Origin of the sequence: Streptomyces sp. ADMS, from assembly GCF_033441795.1 — a bacterium.
In the GTDB taxonomy this organism is placed as follows: Bacteria; Actinomycetota; Actinomycetes; order Streptomycetales; family Streptomycetaceae; genus Streptomyces.
On sequence record NZ_JAVFVX010000012.1, the window covers coordinates 94,721 to 113,218 of the forward strand.

At 71.9% G+C, this 18,498-nt stretch carries 16 protein-coding genes; 8 read left to right on the forward strand and 8 right to left on the reverse strand.

All coding sequences use genetic code 11. The features are described from left to right. The first annotated feature begins 33 nt into the window (after nt 1-33). The 5 genes from RB628_RS08375 (at nt 34) to RB628_RS08395 (ending at nt 5,365) form a co-directional block, all read left to right on the forward strand. Nucleotides 34-732 carry a ribonuclease H gene (locus RB628_RS08375; protein ID WP_318319663.1) on the forward strand — a complete coding sequence of 233 codons (699 nt, stop codon included), beginning with the start codon at nt 34-36 and terminating at the stop codon, nt 730-732. Between the two features lie 106 nt (nt 733-838). Next, nucleotides 839-2,080, forward strand: coding sequence for an FAD-dependent monooxygenase (locus tag RB628_RS08380; RefSeq protein WP_318319664.1), 1,242 nt, complete (start codon nt 839-841; stop codon nt 2,078-2,080). Between the two features lie 106 nt (nt 2,081-2,186). Beyond that, nucleotides 2,187-3,665 carry an MFS transporter gene (locus tag RB628_RS08385; protein WP_412180614.1) on the forward strand — a complete coding sequence of 493 codons (1,479 nt, stop codon included), beginning with the start codon at nt 2,187-2,189 and terminating at the stop codon, nt 3,663-3,665. Next, nucleotides 3,662-4,264, forward strand: coding sequence for a TetR family transcriptional regulator (locus RB628_RS08390; protein WP_318319666.1), 603 nt, complete (start codon nt 3,662-3,664; stop codon nt 4,262-4,264). Before RB628_RS08385 ends, RB628_RS08390 begins: the two co-directional genes overlap by 4 nt. 117 nt (nt 4,265-4,381) lie before the next feature. Beyond that, on the forward strand, nt 4,382-5,365 hold the full coding sequence (locus tag RB628_RS08395; protein WP_318319667.1) for an aldo/keto reductase: 984 nt from the start codon (nt 4,382-4,384) through the stop codon (nt 5,363-5,365). Between the two features lie 18 nt (nt 5,366-5,383). On the opposite strand, the gene RB628_RS08400 is transcribed toward RB628_RS08395, so the two are convergent. After that, a complete protein-coding gene (locus RB628_RS08400; protein ID WP_318319668.1) occupies nt 5,384-5,731 on the reverse strand; it encodes a hypothetical protein in 348 nt (115 codons plus the stop codon). 148 nt (nt 5,732-5,879) lie between these two features. Between RB628_RS08400 and RB628_RS08405 the strand changes: the two genes are divergently transcribed. Next, entirely contained in the window at nt 5,880-6,377 is a 498-nt protein-coding gene (locus RB628_RS08405) for a DUF6328 family protein (RefSeq protein ID WP_318319669.1), read from the forward strand. On the opposite strand, the gene RB628_RS08410 is transcribed toward RB628_RS08405, so the two are convergent. From RB628_RS08410 to RB628_RS08430, 5 genes are all read right to left on the reverse strand, one after another. Continuing rightward, on the reverse strand, nt 6,365-6,922 hold the full coding sequence (locus RB628_RS08410) for a DUF2238 domain-containing protein (protein WP_318319694.1): 558 nt from the start codon (nt 6,920-6,922) through the stop codon (nt 6,365-6,367). The genes RB628_RS08405 and RB628_RS08410 overlap by 13 nt on opposite strands. Before the next feature lie 206 nt (nt 6,923-7,128). Then, entirely contained in the window at nt 7,129-8,271 is a 1,143-nt protein-coding gene (locus RB628_RS08415; RefSeq protein ID WP_318319670.1) for a hypothetical protein, read from the reverse strand. Between the two features lie 168 nt (nt 8,272-8,439). Continuing rightward, nucleotides 8,440-10,107 carry a protein kinase domain-containing protein gene (locus RB628_RS08420; RefSeq protein WP_318319671.1) on the reverse strand — a complete coding sequence of 556 codons (1,668 nt, stop codon included), beginning with the start codon at nt 10,105-10,107 and terminating at the stop codon, nt 8,440-8,442. A 248-nt stretch (nt 10,108-10,355) separates the two neighbouring features. After that, the gene (locus RB628_RS08425) at nt 10,356-11,402 is read right to left on the reverse strand and encodes a tetratricopeptide repeat protein (protein ID WP_318319672.1); all 1,047 of its coding nucleotides are present in this window, start codon (nt 11,400-11,402) and stop codon (nt 10,356-10,358) included. 174 nt (nt 11,403-11,576) lie between these two features. After that, complete coding sequence (locus RB628_RS08430; RefSeq protein ID WP_318319673.1) at nt 11,577-12,254, reverse strand: AIM24 family protein; 678 nt, start codon at nt 12,252-12,254, stop codon at nt 11,577-11,579. Between the two features lie 233 nt (nt 12,255-12,487). Between RB628_RS08430 and RB628_RS08435 the strand changes: the two genes are divergently transcribed. Then, a complete protein-coding gene (locus RB628_RS08435) occupies nt 12,488-13,303 on the forward strand; it encodes an SAM-dependent methyltransferase (RefSeq protein WP_318319674.1) in 816 nt (271 codons plus the stop codon). Between the two features lie 28 nt (nt 13,304-13,331). Here the strand turns inward: RB628_RS08435 and RB628_RS08440 are convergent, their stop codons facing one another. After that, a complete protein-coding gene (locus tag RB628_RS08440; RefSeq protein WP_318319675.1) occupies nt 13,332-14,864 on the reverse strand; it encodes a CAP domain-containing protein in 1,533 nt (510 codons plus the stop codon). Between the two features lie 114 nt (nt 14,865-14,978). Continuing rightward, entirely contained in the window at nt 14,979-17,108 is a 2,130-nt protein-coding gene (locus RB628_RS08445) for an alpha-galactosidase (protein WP_318319676.1), read from the reverse strand. A 178-nt stretch (nt 17,109-17,286) separates the two neighbouring features. Between RB628_RS08445 and RB628_RS08450 the strand changes: the two genes are divergently transcribed. Beyond that, the gene (locus tag RB628_RS08450; RefSeq protein WP_318319677.1) at nt 17,287-18,474 is read left to right on the forward strand and encodes an ROK family transcriptional regulator; all 1,188 of its coding nucleotides are present in this window, start codon (nt 17,287-17,289) and stop codon (nt 18,472-18,474) included. Nucleotides 18,475-18,498: the final 24 nt, after the last annotated feature.

The following is an 18,498-nucleotide window of genomic DNA, read 5'->3' on the forward strand; positions in this document are numbered from 1 at the left end:
CGACGAGGGCCGGGAGCCCGGTTCACGCATGGCATGATCGAGCGCATGCGTGAACGTGTGGTGGCCGCGTGCGACGGGGCTTCTAAGGGAAATCCGGGACCGGCGGGCTGGGCCTGGGTGGTGGCCGACGGCTCGGAGAGCCCCGCCCGCTGGGAGGCCGGGCCGCTCGGCCGGGCCACCAACAACGTCGCCGAACTCACCGCGCTGGAACGGCTGCTGACGGCCGTCGCCGCCGACGTACCGCTGGAGATCCGGATGGACTCCCAGTACGCGATGAAGGCCGTCACCACCTGGCTGCCCGGCTGGAAGCGCAAGGGCTGGAAGACGGCGGCCGGCAAGCCGGTCGCCAACCAGGAACTCGTCGTCCGCATCGACGAACTGCTCGACGGCCGCTCGGTCGAGTTCCGCTACGTGCCCGCCCACCAGGTCGACGGCGACAAGCTCAACGACTTCGCCGACCGCGCCGCCAGCCAGGCCGCGATCGTGCAGCAGCCGGCGGGCAGCGACCTCGGCTCCCCGGAACCCCCGGCCTCCCCGGACACCCAGCGCTCCACGGCCACGAAGACGTCTGCCAAGAAGACGTCCCGCCCGCGCACCGGCAACTCCAGCCGCACCCTCAACGCGAAGTTCCCCGGCCGCTGCGTCTGCGGACGCGCCTACGCGGCCGGCGAGACCATCGCCAAGAACCCCCAGGGCTGGGGTCACCCGGAGTGCCGCACCGCGGAGGCCTGAGCGCCCCCGACTTCACCGGCCTCCGCCGTGGAGGCCGTTCGGCGACCTCGCATCCTGCTACCCTCCGACGCGAACTGACCACCTTCTGTAATCGCTAGGGGTGTGTGTGAAGGTCGCCTGTGTCGGAGGCGGGCCCGCCGGCCTGTATCTCTCGATCCTGATGAAGCTGCAGGACCCGTCCCACGACATCAGCGTGTACGAGCGCGACCCGGCCGGCTCGACCTACGGCTGGGGCGTCACCTACTGGCGCGGACTGCTCGACAAGCTCCACGAACACGATCCGGAGTCCGCGCGGGCCATCGGCGACGCCTCGGTGTGCTGGAACGCCGGAGTCGCCCACGTGGGCGACAGTACGACCAGGCACCCGGGCGACGAGGGCTTCGGCATCGGCCGCCGCAAACTCCTCGAGATCCTCGCCGACCGGGCCCGGCAGGTGGGCGTACGGCTGGAGTTCGAGCACGGGATCACCGACGCCTCCACGCTGGCCGACGCCGACCTCGTCGTGGCCGCCGACGGCGTCAACAGCGCACTGCGCGAACAGCACACCGCATACTTCGGCGCCGACCTGAAGGCCGGGCGCAACCGGTACATCTGGCTCGGCACCACCAAGGTCTTCGACGCCTTCACCTTCGGCTTCAAGGAGACGGAGCACGGCTGGATCTGGTGCTACGGCTACGGCTACAGCCAGGACCACAGCACCTGCGTCGTCGAATGCGCCCCCGAGACCTGGAGCGGACTCGGTCTCGACCGGGCGAACGAGGCCGACGGCCTGGCCCTCCTGGAGAAGCTCTTCGGCGACCTGCTGGACGGACACCCCCTGATCGGCCGTTCCGCCGCCGACGGCGCCGCCCAGTGGCTCAGCTTCCGCACCCTCACCAACCAGACCTGGCACCACGGCAACCTCGTCCTGCTCGGCGACGCCGCCCACACCACGCACTACTCCATCGGCGCCGGCACCACGCTCGCCCTGGAGGACGCCATCGTCCTGGCCGACGCCCTCCGGACACACCCGGAACTCCCCGCGGCCCTCACCGCCTACGAGGAGCAGCGCAAGTCCGAACTGCTCTCCATTCAGAGCGCGGCCCGCTACAGCGCCCAGTGGTACGAGAACCTGCCCCGCTACATCCGGCTGCCCCCGGAGCGGATGTTCGCCCTGCTCGGTCAGCGCCACTCGCCCCTGCTGCCCTATGTGCCGCCCCAGCTTTACTACGGCCTCGACCGGGCGGCGGGACGCCTCGAAGCGCTGCGCCGGTTCAAGCGGTGGCTCGGACCGAAGCTCGCCCGCACCGCGCAGACCCGGGCGCTGGCCTCCCGCACCCGGGAAGAGGCCGAGGTCTCCGGCAAATAGCCTGGTCGCGGTGGTGATTATTGGGTGAATGGCGATTCACCGCTATGGTGAATCGCCATTCACCCCTTTTTCGTGTCGCGCGGAGCGGCCGCCCGCTGGAGTGCCGATAAACCACCCCGTCCCGATACCCGCCACGCGGCCCCTGCGCGACCGGATGACCGTCCCGGTGCTCGCGTTCGGCGGGATGCTGATGGCGGTCATGCAGACCGTGGTCATCCCGCTGCTGCCCGACCTGCCCCGGCTGACCGGCGCCTCACCGGGCGCGGTCTCCTGGATGGTGACCGCGACCCTGCTGTCCGGCGCCGTTCTCACCCCGGTGCTGGGCCGCGCCGGCGACATGTACGGCAAACGGCGGGTCCTGGTCGCGGCCCTCGGGCTGATGGTCCTCGGCTCGGTCATGTGCGCCCTGTCGTCGCACATCGGCGTGCTCATCACGGCGCGCGCCCTGCAGGGCGCCGCGTCCGCCGTCGTCCCCTTGTCGATCAGCATCCTGCGCGACGAACTGCCGCCGGAGCGCACGGGAAGCGCGGTCGCCCTGATGAGTGCCACCGTCGGGATCGGCGCGGCCCTGGGGCTGCCGCTCGCCGCGCTGATCGTCCAGTACGCCAACTGGCACGTCATGTTCTGGGCGACCGCCGGCCTCGGCGCGGTGGGCGTTTCGGCGGTGTGGTGGGCGGTGCGCGAGTCGCCCGTCCGGGAGCCGGGGCGCTTCGACGTCACGGGTGCGCTGGGACTCGCCGTCGGCCTGGTGTGTCTGCTCCTCGGGATCGTCGAGGGCGGCGAGTGGGGGTGGGGCAGCCCGCGCGTCCTGGGGTTGTTCACCGGCGCCGTCGGTGTGCTCGGCCTGTGGTGGTGGCAGCAGTTGCGCAGCCGACAGCCACTGGTGGACCTGCGGTTGGTGGCCCGTCCGCGAGTCGGCCTGTCCCATGTCGCGGCCCTGCTGACCGGGTTCGCCTTCTACTCCAACTCCCTGGTGACGGCCCAGCTGGTCCAGGCGCCCGAGGCCACCGGGTACGGGCTCGGGCTGTCCATCGTCGAGACGGGCCTCGTCCTGCTGCCCGGAGGCATCGTCATGCTGGTGTTCTCACCCGTGTCGGCCCGCGTCTCGGCGGCGTACGGGCCGGGCGTCACCCTCGCCATCGGCACCGCGGTCATCGCACTCGGCTACGTGGTGCGCATCGCGGACAGCCGCGACCTGTGGATGATCATCGTGGGTGCCGCGGTCGTCGGCATGGGCACCACGCTCGCGTACTCGGCTCCGCCCATGCTGATCCTGGGGGCCGTTCCGCCGGGTCAGACCGCATCCGCCAACGGCGTCAACGTCCTGATGCGCACGGTCGGGCAGGCCATGTGCAGCGCCGCGGTCGTCGCCGTACTGGTACGCCACACCAGCCCGGTCGACGGAGCCCCGGTGCCCACCCTGCACGGCTTCCTGCTGGCCTTCGGGATGGCGGGCGTCGTCGCCCTGCTGGCCTGCACGGCTGCCCTGACCATCCCCGGTGACCCGGCCACCGGCACCACCCGGCGTGCCCGTGCCCGTGGCCGCACCCCGGGCGCGCGGGACGAGGCGATGGAGGGAGCATGAACCCCGTGCGCACACCACAGACGACCGGCACCGAGCCGACCCCGGCCACACCCCCGCGCCGGGACGCGGAGCAGACCAGGGCCGCCATCCTGCGCGCCGCCCGCCACCTCCTCGCCCGCTACGCCCAGGCGGACATCACCCTCAAGGCGGTCGCCGAACGCGCCGGTGTCAGCCCGCCGTTGATCCTTAAGTACTTCGGCAACAAGGACGCCCTCTTCGCCCGCGTCATGTCCTTCGAGCAGGACGCCGACACCCTGCTGGACGCGCCACTCGACGACCTCGGCCGCCACATGGTCCGCCATCTCCTCACCGGCCAGACCGAGCGCGGCGCCGACCCCGTCCTGCGGATCGTGTTCGCCCCCTTCCAGGGCGACCGGGGTGACATCATGCGCGCCAACTTCCGCACCCAGGTGAGCGACCGACTCGCCGGCCGCCTCACCGGCGCCGATCCGGGCCTGCGCGCCGAACTGGCCGTCGCCACCCTGCTGGGCCTGGGCGTCATGTACGGCATCGCCCGCGGAACGCATCTGCGGGAGGCGACGATCGACGACATCGTGGACCTGTATGCCCCCACCGTGCAGGCGCTGCTGACCCCCTGACGGAGTTGTCCCTTTCATCAATTCACTCGTATAGGTGAATTGGAGGAGTGGGGTTCTGAGGGGTCCAGGCGGTGGCCCCCGTCCGCCCGGCCTGCGGACAGATGACAGACTGACGCCATGGACGAGCGTGTAATCGGTAGGTCGGGTCAGCGGGCGTCGGTCATCGGCCTCGGAACGTGGCAGTTGGGCGCCGACTGGGGCGACGTGGAGGAAAAGGACGCCCTCGCGGTGCTGGACGCGGCGGTCGAGTCGGGAGTGACCTTCTTCGACACCGCCGACGTGTACGGCGACGGGCGCAGCGAACAGACCATCGCCACCTTCCTGCGCGGCAGGCCCGAACTGGATGTGCTGGTCGCGACCAAGATGGGCCGCCGGGTCGACCAGATCCCCGAGAACTACGTCCTCGACAACTTCCGTGCCTGGAACGACCGCTCGCGGCGCAACCTCGGTGTCGACCGCGTCGAGCTGGTTCAGCTGCACTGCCCGCCGACCCCGGTCTACTCCTCCGACGAGGTCTTCGACGCCCTGGACACCCTGGTCGACGAGGGGCGCATCGCGCGGTACGGCGTCAGTGTCGAGACCTGCGAGGAGGCGCTCACCGCGATCGCCCGCCCAGGCGTGACCAGCGTGCAGATCATCCTCAACGCGTTCCGTATGAAGCCCCTCGCCGCGGTGCTCCCCGCCGCCGGGAAGGCCGGCGTCGGCATCATCGCCAGGGTCCCGCTCGCCTCGGGCCTGCTGTCGGGCAAGTACACCAAGGACACGGTGTTCCCCGAGAACGACCACCGCACCTACAACCGCCACGGCGAGTCCTTCGACCAGGGCGAGACCTTCTCCGGCGTCGACTACGCGACCGGCGTCGAGGCGGCGGCCGAGTTCTCCGCCCTGGCCCCGGAGGGGTACACCCCGGCCCAGCTGGCCCTGCGCTGGATCCTCCAGCAGCCCGGTGTGACGACGGTGATCCCGGGCGCCCGCTCGGCGGAGCAGGCCCGCGCCAACGCGGGGGCCGCCGCCCTGCCGGCGCTGTCGCAGGAGACGCTCACCGCGATCCAGGACCTTTACGACCGCCGGATCAGGGCGCAGGTGGAAAATCGCTGGTAGCGGACGTACGTACGCGTCTCACGGCTCCAGGAGCAACTGCTGTTCCTGTTCCTGGTCGCCGGAGACGCTGCCCCGGTCGTGGGCGGTGAACGTGCCGGTGAGGGTCGCGCCCGCGCAGCGGACGGCCTCGGGCGTGCCCTGCACCGTCACGAGCACGGGCGCCGACAGCCGCTCCCGTGCCGGATGACCGGGCGCGTGCGACTCCGTGCCGACGGTGAACGCAGCCGTGTGCACGGTGGAGTGCCCGTCGTCGTCCCCCGGGGACTCGTCAGCCGGGCCGAAGGCCGACTCCAGGGCCCGTACGACCGTCTGCGCGTCGGCGGCGCTGCCGCCGCTGAGCGTAAGGGTGAGCTGCGTTCCGGACATGGCCGGACCTCCTCCACTGTGGCCACCGCGATTGCACTGCGGGTATCCATCGCGCCGATCGGCCAAACCGCCTGGCCGCGATCTGATCGAATCCCGCTTCGCGGGGAACCCGGTACAGGTAGTCAGGACGCGGAGGCCAGGAGGAACGATGTCGGACACCGACGGCGAGGTCGGTACGCTCGACCGGGGGCGCGAAGAGACCGAGGAGGAGCGGGCCGACCGCAAGTGGGGCGAGCTCATCCAAGAGGTCCGGGTGGCCCAGACGGGGGTGCAGATCCTGTTCGGCTTCCTGCTGACCGTCGTGTTCACCCCGAGGTACGAGCAGTTGGGCGACACGGAGCGCACGATCTACATCATCACCGTCGTGCTGGGCGCCGCCACCACCGGCGCCCTGATCGGACCGGTCGCCCTGCACCGGATCGTCTCGGGCCGCCAGGTGAAACCCCAGGCCGTGCTCTGGGCCTCGCGCCTGACCTTCGTCGGCCTGGTGCTGCTGTTCGCCACCATGACGTCCGCACTGCTGCTGGTCCTGAGGGTGGCCACCCACGACGCGTACGTGCCCTGGCTGGTCGCGGGGATAGTCGCCTGGTACCTGGCCTGCTGGTTGCTGGTGCCGATGTGGACGCGCCACCACTACACGGACTGAGCGCGCAGGGCCGCGAGCTGCCGGTCGTGGAAGCGGCTCAGCAGGAGCAGCGAGACCGTCGCCCCGGTCAGCGCGCATAACCAGTCCCACTGGGCGTCCCACACGTCGCCCTGCGTGGCCAGGAAGTCGCCGGCCGCGGCGCCACCGATCAGGGCCGCGGCCCGTTCGAACATCTCGAAGACCGCACTGAGGGCCAGACAGGCGCACACGGTCAGCGGGGCCGGCCGGCGGCTGCCGCGCAGCGGTGACGTACGGCTCGGCAGCTCCCGCACGAGCACGGCCGGTACGAAGCCCTGCACGAGGTGACCGAGCCGGTCGTACGGGTTGCGGTCGAGACCGAACGTGTCGCGCGCCCAGTCGCCCAGCGGGACCTGCGCGTAGGTGTAGTGGCCGCCCACCATGAGGACGAGTGCGGGCAGGGCCAGCAGACGGCACAGCAGGTTCGTGAGCGGGAAGCGGCGCCAGATCAGGGCGATCACGGGCAGCCCGACCAGGATCCACACCGTCTCCAAAAACGGGGTCGTCAGGTCGTGCGGATGCCGCATCGGGACCGCGAGTCCGACGGCCACCAGCCCGGCGAGCAGCACGGGAAGGTGCCGTCGAGGGGCGTCGGTGACCGCCGGGAGGGTGGGAGAGACGGTGTCGACGGCGGGCGTCGGGGCGCTCCTCGTGGTGGGAGCAACATGGTGCGGGAGCGTTCCGGCCCCGGCATGTACCCGTACTCAGCCCGGGGCGCCCGTGTCACCAGGTGCTACGCGGGGGTGGTGCGTGCTCCGCGCAGCGACGTGATGCACGAGGCGATGGCCTCCTGGAGCTCCTCCAGTTGCTGGACCATGTCGTCCTCGGCGAACTCCTGGACGTCGTCGAAGGTCAGCTCCTCGAACGCCTTCGTCGCCTTCGTCAGGCTGCTGTAGAACTTGGTCCGCCGTTCCTGGACGCGCAGTTCGGGGTCGGCCTCCACCGCCTCGACAACGAGGCTCTTGAGGGTGTCGTAGGCCTCGGTCGCCCACTCGCCGGTGTCCTCGTCCTCGTCGAGCTCGTCGAGGAGGGACAGATGCCGTTCGGCCTCCTGGCGCAGGTCGACGGGCGCTTCGATGGTCTGGCCGGCGGGCGTCCTGACCTGGCCGGACTCGGCGATCTGGCGGACGTATCCGACGCGGTCGGCCGACCGGGACTCGGAGGCCACGGCCTTCTTCAGGTCGTCGGTGCGGACGATGTCGCGCGCCAACTCGGCCTGGAGATCCGGGTCTTCCTTGATCCGGTCGAGCAGCGCGTGCCGGGCGGCGCGGGCGGTCGAGGGGTCGGCCATGATCGCGGCCCGCAGCGCGGTGGGGTTCTCCGCGACCTCGAGCGCCTTGGTCGGCCGGATGCCCTCGGCCTCGGCGGCCTCGGTGATGGCGGTGCCGCGCTCCGAGCCCGCGCTGGAACGGGAGCTGTAGTACGTGAGCCACAGGTCGGCGCCCGGGAGTTCGACCTCCTCGCCCGGGGCCAGCGACTCGAAGTGCGGGACCACACCGTCGTCCGCGGCCCTGTCCCAGGCCTTGTAGTAGCGCATGACCCGTTCGGGCGAGCAGTCGGCGAGCCCGGCGAACTCCCTGGCGGAGACCTTCGGCGTCTCACCGGCGGGCTGACCGCCGGGCCGCACGCTCCGCGCCACCTTCAGCCCGAAGGCCCAGCCCCCGGTCCGCGCGTAGACCCCGAACTCCTGTGCGTCGCGTGCCACGAGCGGGGACACGGCGAGGGAGGGGGCGCCGGGCTCGTCGGGCCCGGCGGACGGCTCGGACCAGTCGGCCCCGTCGAACTCCTCGGAGACGGGCGACACGTGCGACACCTCGGGTGTCTTGGGGGACTCGGGCATCTCCGATGTTTCGGACGGGGCGATGGCTACGGTCACAGGTGACTCTCCCGGGCAGGCTGGACGGATTGCGAAGGTGCAGACAGGCAGCCTATATGCGCGCATTGACAGTGCTTTGACGGACCGGGCCCGACCCGGATCCACGCCTGTCACCGAGTCCGTACGCCCGGTGGTCGACACGTGTACCCGCCCATGGACGGGGACCGCTCACTCTCTGAAGGTATCGAAAAAGGTGTCCAGGGCCTGCCGGTTGGCGGTGTCGTTCCAGTCGGCGGCGGGCGTCGTCCAGCGCAGCGAGTACCCCGTGTTCTCGCCGGTGAGGAAACCCCGGCCGAGCGTACGTGTCCGGGTGCCCTCGAAGTCGGACAGCCACTCCATGTCGGCGGCGCTCCGGCCGCGATAGGTCGTCGCCCGGATCGCGCCGATGCGCTGGAAGCCGATGCCCGCCTGGACAAGGCCGGGTTCGACATCGTCGCGCCACACGGCGACGGGGTCCGGGCGGAGCCGCTCGCTGTACGTGACGGTCAGGGTGCGCGGGTCGTCGTCGGCGCCGAACACGATGCGGTAGGCGACGTTGCCGGGAGAGACGTCTTCGCTCAGCCGTTTCCACCCCTGGGGGAGGGCGACGGAGAACCCCTCCGGGGCGTTGTACACCCGGAACCCGGCCGGCAGTGCGTTGGCGTCGGTGGCGGGGGGAGTGGGGGTGGGCGCGGGGGGCTCGGACGGCGTGGCCGAGGGTGCCGGCGACGCCGGCACGGAGGGGGAGGCGCTGGGCTCGGGGCTCTGGCTGGGGAGGGCGGTGTTCCCGCCGGTGGAGGGGACGGAGGGGGCCGGGGCGGCGGCAGACGGTGTGGTGTCCGCGCCGGACGCGGAGACGTCGAGGCCGGGCAGACTGTCCGTCGTGGCGAGGACCGCGACGGTCGCCGTGACGACGGCCAGGGCCGCACCGGCGAGGGCCATCCTGCCGGTGGCGCGTCCGGTCCGGTTCCGGCCGGCGCGCCGCGCGGCGGCACCGGCGCCGCGCAGCCGGGTGGTGGGCACCGGTTCGTCCGAGGTGTCGGGGTCGTCCCGGATGACGCGGAGCAGGGCATCCCGTGCCACCGGAGCGGTCAGCCGTTCCCGGGCGTTCTTGCGCAGCAGCCCCTGGATGACCTGGGTGAGGGGGCCGGCGCGCACCGGGCTCCGCAACGGCAGCCGGTCGACCGCCTTGAGCGTCGCGTCGGGCCGCCCCCGGTCACGGAACGGCGGCCGTCCCTCCGCCATCGCGTAGAGGAGCGCGCCGAGCGCCCACAGGTCGGCCGACGGCTCGGCGCGCGCGCCGTGGGCCTGTTCAGGCGAGGCGTACGAGGGCGCGCCGACCCGGGACGCGGACGTGGCCCCCGCCAGTCCGAAGCCGGTCACCACGACCGGGCCCTTGTCCGGCACGAACACCTGGCCGGGGCTGAGCTCGGCGTGCACGATGCCCTCGCGGTGCGCGGCCTCCAGGACGTCGAGCACTTCGAGCGCGATGCGCGCCGCCCGCACGTAGTTGAACGTGCCCTGCCGCTCCATGAGTTCGCTGAGAAGCGTGCCGTCGATCCACGCGGCGACCGTCCACAGGGTGCCGAACTCCTCGACGACGTCGATCACGACGCCCACCCGCCCGGGCAGGGCCAGCCCGAGGATCTCGGAGGCGCGCATCACCCGGGCGATGGTCCGGCGCGCGGTCTGCTCCCGGGGGTCGGGCGGGAGCTGGATCTGGGTGAGGACGACAGGGCGCTCGGACGCGGTGTCCTCGCCGTACCAGGAGACCCGGTTCGTTTCGCGATGGACGACATCGAGGAGTCGGTACCTTCCGGCCACCAACTCGTGTGTGGAGACGTGCGCCTTGACCATGGCCATCCCTCGCTGAACCCCCGGCTCTCACCTTTCCCAGTGGTACGAGGGGTGCGACGGGGTCTGTTCAAATATTCCGCAACTCCCGGGCCCGATTCTCCTTTTATTCATCTGCGCCGCGCAGGTGTGCGAAGAATTGGGTGAATTCACTGGACCTGAGGTGGCGGCCTGTACACGATCTCCCCACGTGATCTCCTTCACAGCCCGGGCCGGCCGCCTCGCCCTCAGGGCACCGGAGGCCGGCGGTGTCATCGTGCGGCCTCCGTGTCCGTGTCGAGGCCGAGTTCGGTCCGCGCCCGCGCCACCATCGTGCGGGCGTGCCGCAGCCCGATGCGCTCCAGCTCGCGGGCCAGAGCGGTCAGTTCGGCGGCCGTCTCGGTGCGGTCGCGGCCGAGGCGGGCCAGGGACTTGGCCAGCCCGAGGCGGGACAACGCCTCGCCGCGGAGCTCGCTCATGGCGCGGAACTCCGCCAGCGCCCGCGTGTACAGGCCGCGCGCCTCGGTGTAACGCCCGGCGCGGTAGAAGACGTTGCCGCGCATCTTGTGGTTGTAGGCCAGCGCGCTCGACAGGTTCATCGCCGTGCAGGTCTCCTCCGCCTCCGAAAGCAGGGCGAGGGCGCGCTCAGTGTCGCCGTCACGCACGGACACGATGTCGGCGAGACCGCGCAACGCCCAGGCGTGCCCTCGCCGGTCGTCGGCCCGCGCGGCGATCCCGGCCGCCTCCTCGAACATCGCGTACGCGCTGTCGTACGAGCCGGTGTTGCGCTGCATCTGCGCGATGCCCTCCAGTGCCCACACCGTGTGCCGCGCCTCGCCGCGCTCGCGCGCCTCGGCGAGCAGCTGCTCGTGGAGCCGCCCGACCGCCTCGTAGTCGCCCTCTATACGGCCGGTCTCGGCCAGTCCGGCGAGCGAGTAGCTGCGTACGAGCCTGTCGCCGCCGCGCTCGCCGAGTTCGGCGGAGAGTTCCAGCAGTCGCTTGGCCAGCGCGAACGCGCCCCGCTGCCGGGCCAGCGTGCCGCCGCTCCACAGCGCCCACGCCATCGCCGCCGTGTCCCCGGCCGCCCGGGCCGCGCGGTAACTCGCCTTCCAGGCCCGGTCGGCGTCGCTCACCTGCCCGAGCCGCCGGTGTGCCTCCGCGACCGCGAGCCCGGAGCGGGCGGCTTCGTCCGGTCGCCCGGCCCGCTCGGCCGCCGCCAACTGCGCGGTGCCCGCGGCGAGTACGTCGACGAGGGAGGAGTTCACCGAGAGGCCGGTGAGTGCGCCCTGGTACTCCGGTGCGAATGCCTTGCCGTACATGCATCCCTTTCGGTATACGCTCAGCGTATACATGGTGTGTATAGTGCGCCGAAATTTCGCCCCGGCCGGTCGGGCCGGGGCGAAACCGTGCGGTCGTCGGTCAAGACGGCGGCGACGGCGGTGAGGTTGCCTGTGCGGCGCACATCACGTCCGGGACGCGGCTGGCAAGTGACGTCAGTGCTGCTGGGGCTTCTGCGGAGTCGCCTCGCTCGGCCGTACGACGACGAACCCCTCACCCTGGAGCATCAGTTGGGCGGCTTCCCCGGAGCCGCCGCGGATCATCGAGCCGAAGGACTGTGAACGGTGCAGCGACGTCTGGAGGTTGGCCGTCCACCCCACGACCGCGTCCGTGTCGACGTACACCGGATACTGCGGCGACACCGGAATCACCAGCGGACTGCCCTCGCACACCAGCCCCAGCCGCCCCTGCCCGGTGAAGACGCTGTTGAACAGCCCGCCGCCGCTGATCCCCGCCCCCTTCACGGTCTTGATCTCGTACGTCAGGGACGCGTCGAAACACAGCACGTTGCGGCCGTTGACCGTGAAGACGTCACCCGGGTCGATCTCGACGATGAAACAGCTCTGCGCCTCGTGCGCGAACCATGCCTCGCCCTGCCCGCGCACCGCCATCAGGGGCAGTCCCTCACCCGTGACCGCGCGCTTCAGCATGCCGCCGACGCCCTGCCCCTTGCGCTCGAACTGGAGATTGCCGCGGAAGGCGATCATCGCGCCCTGCCGGGCGAACATCTCGCCGTTGACCGCGTACTTGATGGACTTGGCGTTCTCGGCGGTCATACCGGGCGCTGTGGCCGGCTGCACCATGTACTGACTGGAAAAAAGATCACCCTTCATGCGGGCATCGTGTCCCGGAGCGTGCCGTTCCGCCAGGAGAACGCGCGGAGTATCTCCTTCCGTGTGCAGAACGGGACACGGAAAGCAGGGGCCAAGTGGCGGGAATCGCAATGCGTCTGGCGAAAGGAGGCCGGAAGGGCGCCCTTGCGCAGCGGACGATCCCCTGTCGGCGGAGCGGTGACGCTACGTTGTACGACAGGGCCAACCACGGTTCCTGGCAAGGAGGTTGCCCGGTGACGCAGGACTCGTCCGGCCACGGCACACAGACGCCGGAGAAGATCGACACGACGGTGCCGCACTCGGCCCGCATCTGGAACTACTGGCTCGGCGGCAAGGACAACTATCCGGTCGACCACGAAGCGGGCGAGGCCTTCCGCGACATCTTCCCCGGCATCACCGACCTCGCCCGGGACTCCCGCGCCTTCCTCGGCCGCGCCGTGCGCCATCTGGCCGGCGAGGCCGGGATCCGGCAGTTCCTCGACATCGGCACGGGCCTGCCCACGGCGGACAACACCCACGAGATCGCCCAGCGTGTGGCCCCCGACGCCCGCATCGTCTACGTGGACAACGACCCCCTCGTCCTCACCCATGCCGAGGCCCTGCTCACGAGCGCTCCCGAGGGCGTGACCGACTACATCGACGCCGATCTGCACGATCCCGACGCCGTCCTGCGGGAAGCGGCGCGGACCCTCGACCTCACCCGGCCGGTCGCACTCACGATGATGCAGGTCAGTGGATACATCGCCGACTACGACGAGGCGCGGTCCATCGTCCGTGCGCTGATGGACGCGCTCCCGCCTGGCAGTTTCTTCGCGTTCAACGACAGCGTGGACACCAACAGGGCCAACGCCGAGGCCACCCGGCTCTACAACGCGAGCGGCGCGGCTCCCTACTGCCTGAGGAGCCCGCGGCAACTCACCGGCTTCTTCGAAGGCCTGGAGCTGCTGGCCCCCGGTGTCGTCCCCATCACCGACTGGCGCCCCGGTCCCGAGGCGGCGGCCGCCGCCGGGGACGTGATAGCGCTGGGCGGTGTCGCCCGCAAGCCGTAGGCAGCCCGGGCTCGCGCCGAGGGGGTGTTCAGGCGCCGAAGAGCTGGGTCCAGTACGTGCCCGCCCTGCCGCCCCCCGCGAAACCGATGCCTATGTGCGTGAACTCCCGTTTGAGAATGTTGGCACGGTGCCCGGGGCTGTTCATCCACCCCTCCACGACCTCGGCGGAGGAGCGCTGCCCGCACGCGATGTTCTCGCCGATCGTCCGCCGGGTGGACCCCGCCGCGGCGGCCCGGTCCCACGGCTGGCTGCCGTCGGGCCCGGTGTGCGAATAGAACGCGCGGACCACCATGTCCGTACTGTGCGCCTGCGCGGCACGGGTGAGCAGAGTGTCGTACGCCAGCGGCGGCAGCCCGGCTTGGGCCCGCTCCCGGTTGGTGAGGTCTGTGACCTCGGCGGCCGTCCGCTCCAGGTCTCCGGGCATGAGGGGCCGGGCCCAGAGCGCGGTCCAGTAGGTGTCACCCGTGCGGGACCCGGCGACGTGTGCCAGGCCGGCCTGGGTGAACGCCGGGTCGTGCAGGGTGCGTCGGGCCTGCTCCGTGCGCAGGCAGTAGTCGACGAACTCCTCGGGCGTACGCGGCCCGGAGACCAGGTGCTCGCCGACGGTCAGATACGTGTATCCGGCGGCGGTGACGCGCTGGTGGACGGAGGTGCCGTCCCGGCTCTCGGTACCGAGCCGGCCCGCCGCGGCCATGTCGGCGGCGTGCGCCTGCGCGGCGGCGCGGAGCCGCTCGTCGAGGGTGACGGGTGGGGAGCCGGCAGCGGCACGGGCGGAGTTGACGAGGGCGAGGAACCCGTCGGCGGGGGAGAGCGAGCCCGGGGTGCCGGCGGGGGCGATCCGGGGCGTCGAAACCGGCCGCGCGCCCGGCACAGGCGCGGCGGCCGGGGGAACAGACCCGGCAGCGCCGGCTGGTGACGGGGCGCCTGCCGACCGGGACCGACGGGAAGCGGCCTCCGACAGGCGAGAGGCCGCGCCCGACAGCCGGGAGGCGGCGTCGGACCAGCGGGACGGTGTACGGAGGGGCACACCTGCCGCGGGCGCCGGGAACGGTGAGGCGGACCCCGCCGGGGCAGAGGGGGCCTCGTCGGCGACATCCACCCCGAAGTCCCGGGCGAGGCCCGCCAGCCCGTCCGCGTACCCCTGGCCCAGCGCGCGCAGCTTCCAGCCGGTACCCCGCCGGTACAGCTCCGCGAGCAGCAGTACCGTCTCCCGCTGCGGGCGCGCCGGCGTGAACCGGGCGAGCGGGCGTCCACCGGGGCCGGTGACCTGGAGTGTGGGCGCGGGCAGCCCGCCCAGCGCCGTCCCCGGGTCGGCGGCGCTGACGACCACCGTGACGCGGGTGGCCCCGGGGCGCAGACCCGCCGGGTCGACGGTGAGAGTGTCGCCGTGCAGCCGGGCTCCCGGTGCCGACGGCTGGTTGTAGAACACGAAGTCGGCGTCGCCGCCGACCTTGCCGCCGTCGTCCGTCACGAGCGCGCTCACGTCGAAGGGGCCGGGCACCCGGAGCGTGAGGGTGCCGCCCGGAAGGGGCGTGTTGCCCCCGGGGACCAACTCGCTCATCGCGCCTGCCCTGGGGTCGTCGTTCGTGCCCCCATGGGGGCGTTGCCCCTGTAACGCCCGGCCGGGGCGTCGCGGTTCCCCGGCCGACCACGACCGACCGGGGAAGGGGTCCGGCTACGACTCCCGTACGCGCACCAGATGCACGGCCGTGCTGGACCAGTCGCCGGGCGCGAGGTCGAGCCGCATCCCGTACTCGCCGAGCACGTTCGCGTGGTGGACGGCACCCGTGCGCGCGTCCCGGTACCGGGCGCCGGGCGTGAGGCCCCGCAGCCGCACGGGAATCCGCGGGAGACCGTGCCGGGGGCCGTACCGGAAGCCCAGCACCAGGGCCTCGGCCGCGTCCTCGCCGACGTACTGCACCACCGTCGGCTCCTCCCCGAGTGGACCCGACAGCCGGTACAGCTCACCCTGCTGCACCAGATGCCGTACCTTCTTGTACTCGGCCACCAGCGCCGCTCCCTCCGCGAGTTCCTCCTCGGACCAGCGCGTGAGGTCACCGCCGATGCCGAGCAGCCCGCACATCGCCGCATGGAAGCGGAACCGCAGCGGCACCGAACGAGCCGTGAGCTGATTGGGCACGTCGGTCACCCACGCGGACATGGCACGCGCCGGATACACCTGCCCGAACCCGTGCTGGATCACCAGCCGGTCCACGGCGTCGGTGTTGTCGGACGTCCACGCCTGGTCCGTACGGGAGAGGATGCCCAGGTCGATCCGGCCGCCGCCCCCACTGCAGGTCTCCACGCGCAGCCCGGGACGGTCGGCGCGCAGCCGGTCGATGACGTCGTACAGATTCGCCCCGTACCGCGTCCACAGCCGGTCGTTGCCGTCCGGCTGCCCCGGCCAGCCCGACTCGCCGAACGCACGGTTCATGTCCCACTTGAGGAAGTCGACCCCGTGGTCCCCGACCAGCCGGGTCAGCCAGCCGTACGCCCACTCGGCCACCTCGTCCCGCGCGAAGTTCAGGACGAGCTGGTTGCGCATCTCGGTGCGGGCCCGGCCGGGTACGTGCAGCACCCAGTCGGGGTGCTCCCGGTACAGGGCACTGTCCGGATTGACCATCTCCGGCTCGACCCAGATCCCGAACCGCATCCCGAGCCGGTGCACGGAGTCGGCCAGCGGGCCGAGCCCCTCGGGGAACCGCTCCGGAGTGGGCGTCCAGTCGCCCAGTCCGGCCCGGTCGCTGCGCCGCGCCCCGAACCAGCCGTCGTCGACGACATACAGCTCCACCCCGAGCAGGGCGGCCCGCTCGGCCAGCGCCTTCTGGCTCGCCTCGTCGACATCGAACCCGGTGGCCTCCCACGAGTTGTAGAGCACCGGTGCCAACTCCCGTGCCCGGGGCAGCACATGCGTCGTCGTGTACGTGTGCCAGGCACGGCTCGCCGCCCCGAACCCGCCGTCCGTGCACAGCCCGGCGAACACCGGCGTGGCGAACTCCTCACCCGGCGCGAGCGGAACGCTCGTACCCTCGTGGCCCACGCCCCCGGTGAACCCGGCCAGCCCGTCGGGCGTGCGCTGCGCGGTGACACGCCAACTCCCGCTCCAGGCGAGGGCCGCGCTCCACACCCGGCCGTGCTCCTCGGTCGCCTCACCCGAGTCGAGCATCACCCACGGGTTGGCGTGATGGCTGGTGATCCCGCGCCGGCTGGTCAGCACCGTCTCGCCGAACGGCAGGGTGTCGCGGCGCAGTTGACTCTCGGCCGACCACTGGCCGGTGACATGGCTGAGCCGGTAGTCGCGCAGCGGCGGCAGCGTCCAGGCGGCGGAATCGGCGCGCAGCAGGTCGACGTGCTCGTCACCGGCGTTGCGCACCACGGTCCGGCGCTCGATGACGTCCGTGTCGGCGCGGACCGTGTAGTGCAGCGCGACGTCCAGGGGACAGAGACGGTCGCGGAACTCCAGCACCAACTCGCTCGCCCCGGGCGCCGGTTCGAGGACACGGTGGCCGGTCGGCACCCATTCGAAGCCACGGGAGGAGTCCGCGTACCGGATCTGGAGCGAGGGCGGGCCGTACCGTGTGCCGCCGTCGACAGGGAGTTCCTCGCCCACCGGAGGCCGTCCCTCGAAGCTGCTCGCCGTGTCCTGCGCCGGAGCGGCGAGCGCGCCCGCCTCCGCCAGGGTCAGCCGGGGCCCCCACGCGAGATGACAGGGCACGCCGCTCTCGTCGATCCGCAGCGCGTACGAGGTGTGCGGGGTGGTCAGCAGCCAGACCCCGGTGTCCGGGGCGTGGGAGATCAGCGGCATGGTGCCTCACGTTCGTGGTACTGGCGTTACCCGGCGAAGCCAAGCGTGGCCATGGATCATGTGTCAATAGGGTGTCTGGATCGGCCTTTCGCAAGTCTAGATGCGGGTAGGGCGGTGGTTCGGCTCATCAGGGCTTCTTTCATTGACAGGGGAAAATAAGCGACCTAGGTTCCGGGCCATGCCCCCGACCTTCCGTGCCGAGGTGTTTCCGGCCCACACTCCGGCCGCCTCGCAGATCTTCACCACGGTCCTGTCCCACGGCCCGCTCACCCGCACCGACGCGGCCCGGCGGGCCGGGCTGTCCGCCGCCGCCGTCACGAAGGCGGTCCGCCCGCTGATCGAGGCCGGCTATCTGGTCGAGGACACGGACGACGAGACGCGCCCCGCCTCCGGACGTCCCGCCCTGGGACGGCCCGCGAACCTGGTACGTGTCGACGCCGGCCGGGCACTGTTCATCGGCATCAAGATCACCGGGGACGGGATCTTCGGTGTGCTCACCGACCTGTGCTGCCGGATCCGCGTCGCCCGGCACGTCCCGGTGCCCGCCCGCGCCCCCAGGGCGGTGCTGGCCTCGGTCGCCGAGCTGGTACGGGAGCTGCTCACCGAGGCGGACGGCTTCGGGGTGCCGGTACGGGGCTGCGGCATCGCCGTCGCCGGGGAGGTCGACAGCGCCGAAGGAGCCGTACGCTACTCGCCGTTCCTGGAGTGGCGCGACGTGCCGCTCGCCGAACTCGCCGCCATGACCACGGGGCTGCCCGTCACGGTGGACAACGACGTGCGTGCGCTCACCGTCGCCGAGCAGTGGTTCGGCGCCGGGGCGGGGCTGTCCGACTTCGCGGTGGTGACCGTCGGCGCGGGCATCGGCTGCGGGCTCGTGGTCCACGGGCGGGTGGTCGCGGGCGCGCACGGGGTGTCCGGTGAGATCGGGCACGTCGTCGTCGACCCGGCGGGCCCGCCCTGCCACTGCGGCAAGCGCGGCTGCCTGCAGGCGCTCGCGGGGGACGCGGAGATCGTCGCCAGGGTCCGCGAGGTCACGGGTACCGGGATCAGCGACAGCGCCGAGGCCGTCGCGCTGGCCCACGCCGGCCACCCCGGAGTGCGGGAGGTGTACGCGCGGGCCGGTGAGGCGATCGGCCGGGGCATCGCCACCGTGGCCAACCTGCTCGGCCCCGAGCGCGTGATCATCTCCGGCGAGGGGCTGGCCGCGTACGATCTGTTCGCCGAGCAGATCCGCGGCGCGTTCACCGCCACCGCCTTCGGCTCCGCGGCCCGGTGCGATCTGGTGACCCGGCCGCTGCCCTTCGAGGAGTGGGCGCGCGGGGCGGCGGCGACGGCGATCCGGTCCTTCATCAGGGCGGACCAGTAGCAGCGCGTCTGCTGGGCTTCGCAG

Excerpts from the sequence above, each read along its gene's own strand:
- RB628_RS08375 (WP_318319663.1), top strand. The coding sequence starts at position 34 with ATGATCGAGCGCATGCGTGAACGTGTGGTGGCCGCGTGCGACGGGGCT.
- RB628_RS08390 (WP_318319666.1), top strand. The coding sequence starts at position 3,662 with ATGAACCCCGTGCGCACACCACAGACGACCGGCACCGAGCCGACCCCG.
- RB628_RS08395 (WP_318319667.1), top strand. The coding sequence starts at position 4,382 with ATGGACGAGCGTGTAATCGGTAGGTCGGGTCAGCGGGCGTCGGTCATC.
- RB628_RS08400 (WP_318319668.1), bottom strand. The coding sequence starts at position 5,731 with ATGTCCGGAACGCAGCTCACCCTTACGCTCAGCGGCGGCAGCGCCGCC.
- RB628_RS08405 (WP_318319669.1), top strand. The coding sequence starts at position 5,880 with ATGTCGGACACCGACGGCGAGGTCGGTACGCTCGACCGGGGGCGCGAA.
- RB628_RS08410 (WP_318319694.1), bottom strand. The coding sequence starts at position 6,922 with ATGCGGCATCCGCACGACCTGACGACCCCGTTTTTGGAGACGGTGTGG.
- RB628_RS08420 (WP_318319671.1), bottom strand. The coding sequence starts at position 10,107 with ATGGTCAAGGCGCACGTCTCCACACACGAGTTGGTGGCCGGAAGGTAC.
- RB628_RS08425 (WP_318319672.1), bottom strand. The coding sequence starts at position 11,402 with ATGTACGGCAAGGCATTCGCACCGGAGTACCAGGGCGCACTCACCGGC.
- RB628_RS08430 (WP_318319673.1), bottom strand. The coding sequence starts at position 12,254 with ATGAAGGGTGATCTTTTTTCCAGTCAGTACATGGTGCAGCCGGCCACA.
- RB628_RS08440 (WP_318319675.1), bottom strand. The coding sequence starts at position 14,864 with ATGAGCGAGTTGGTCCCCGGGGGCAACACGCCCCTTCCGGGCGGCACC.
- RB628_RS08445 (WP_318319676.1), bottom strand. The coding sequence starts at position 17,108 with ATGCCGCTGATCTCCCACGCCCCGGACACCGGGGTCTGGCTGCTGACC.
- RB628_RS08450 (WP_318319677.1), top strand. The coding sequence starts at position 17,287 with ATGCCCCCGACCTTCCGTGCCGAGGTGTTTCCGGCCCACACTCCGGCC.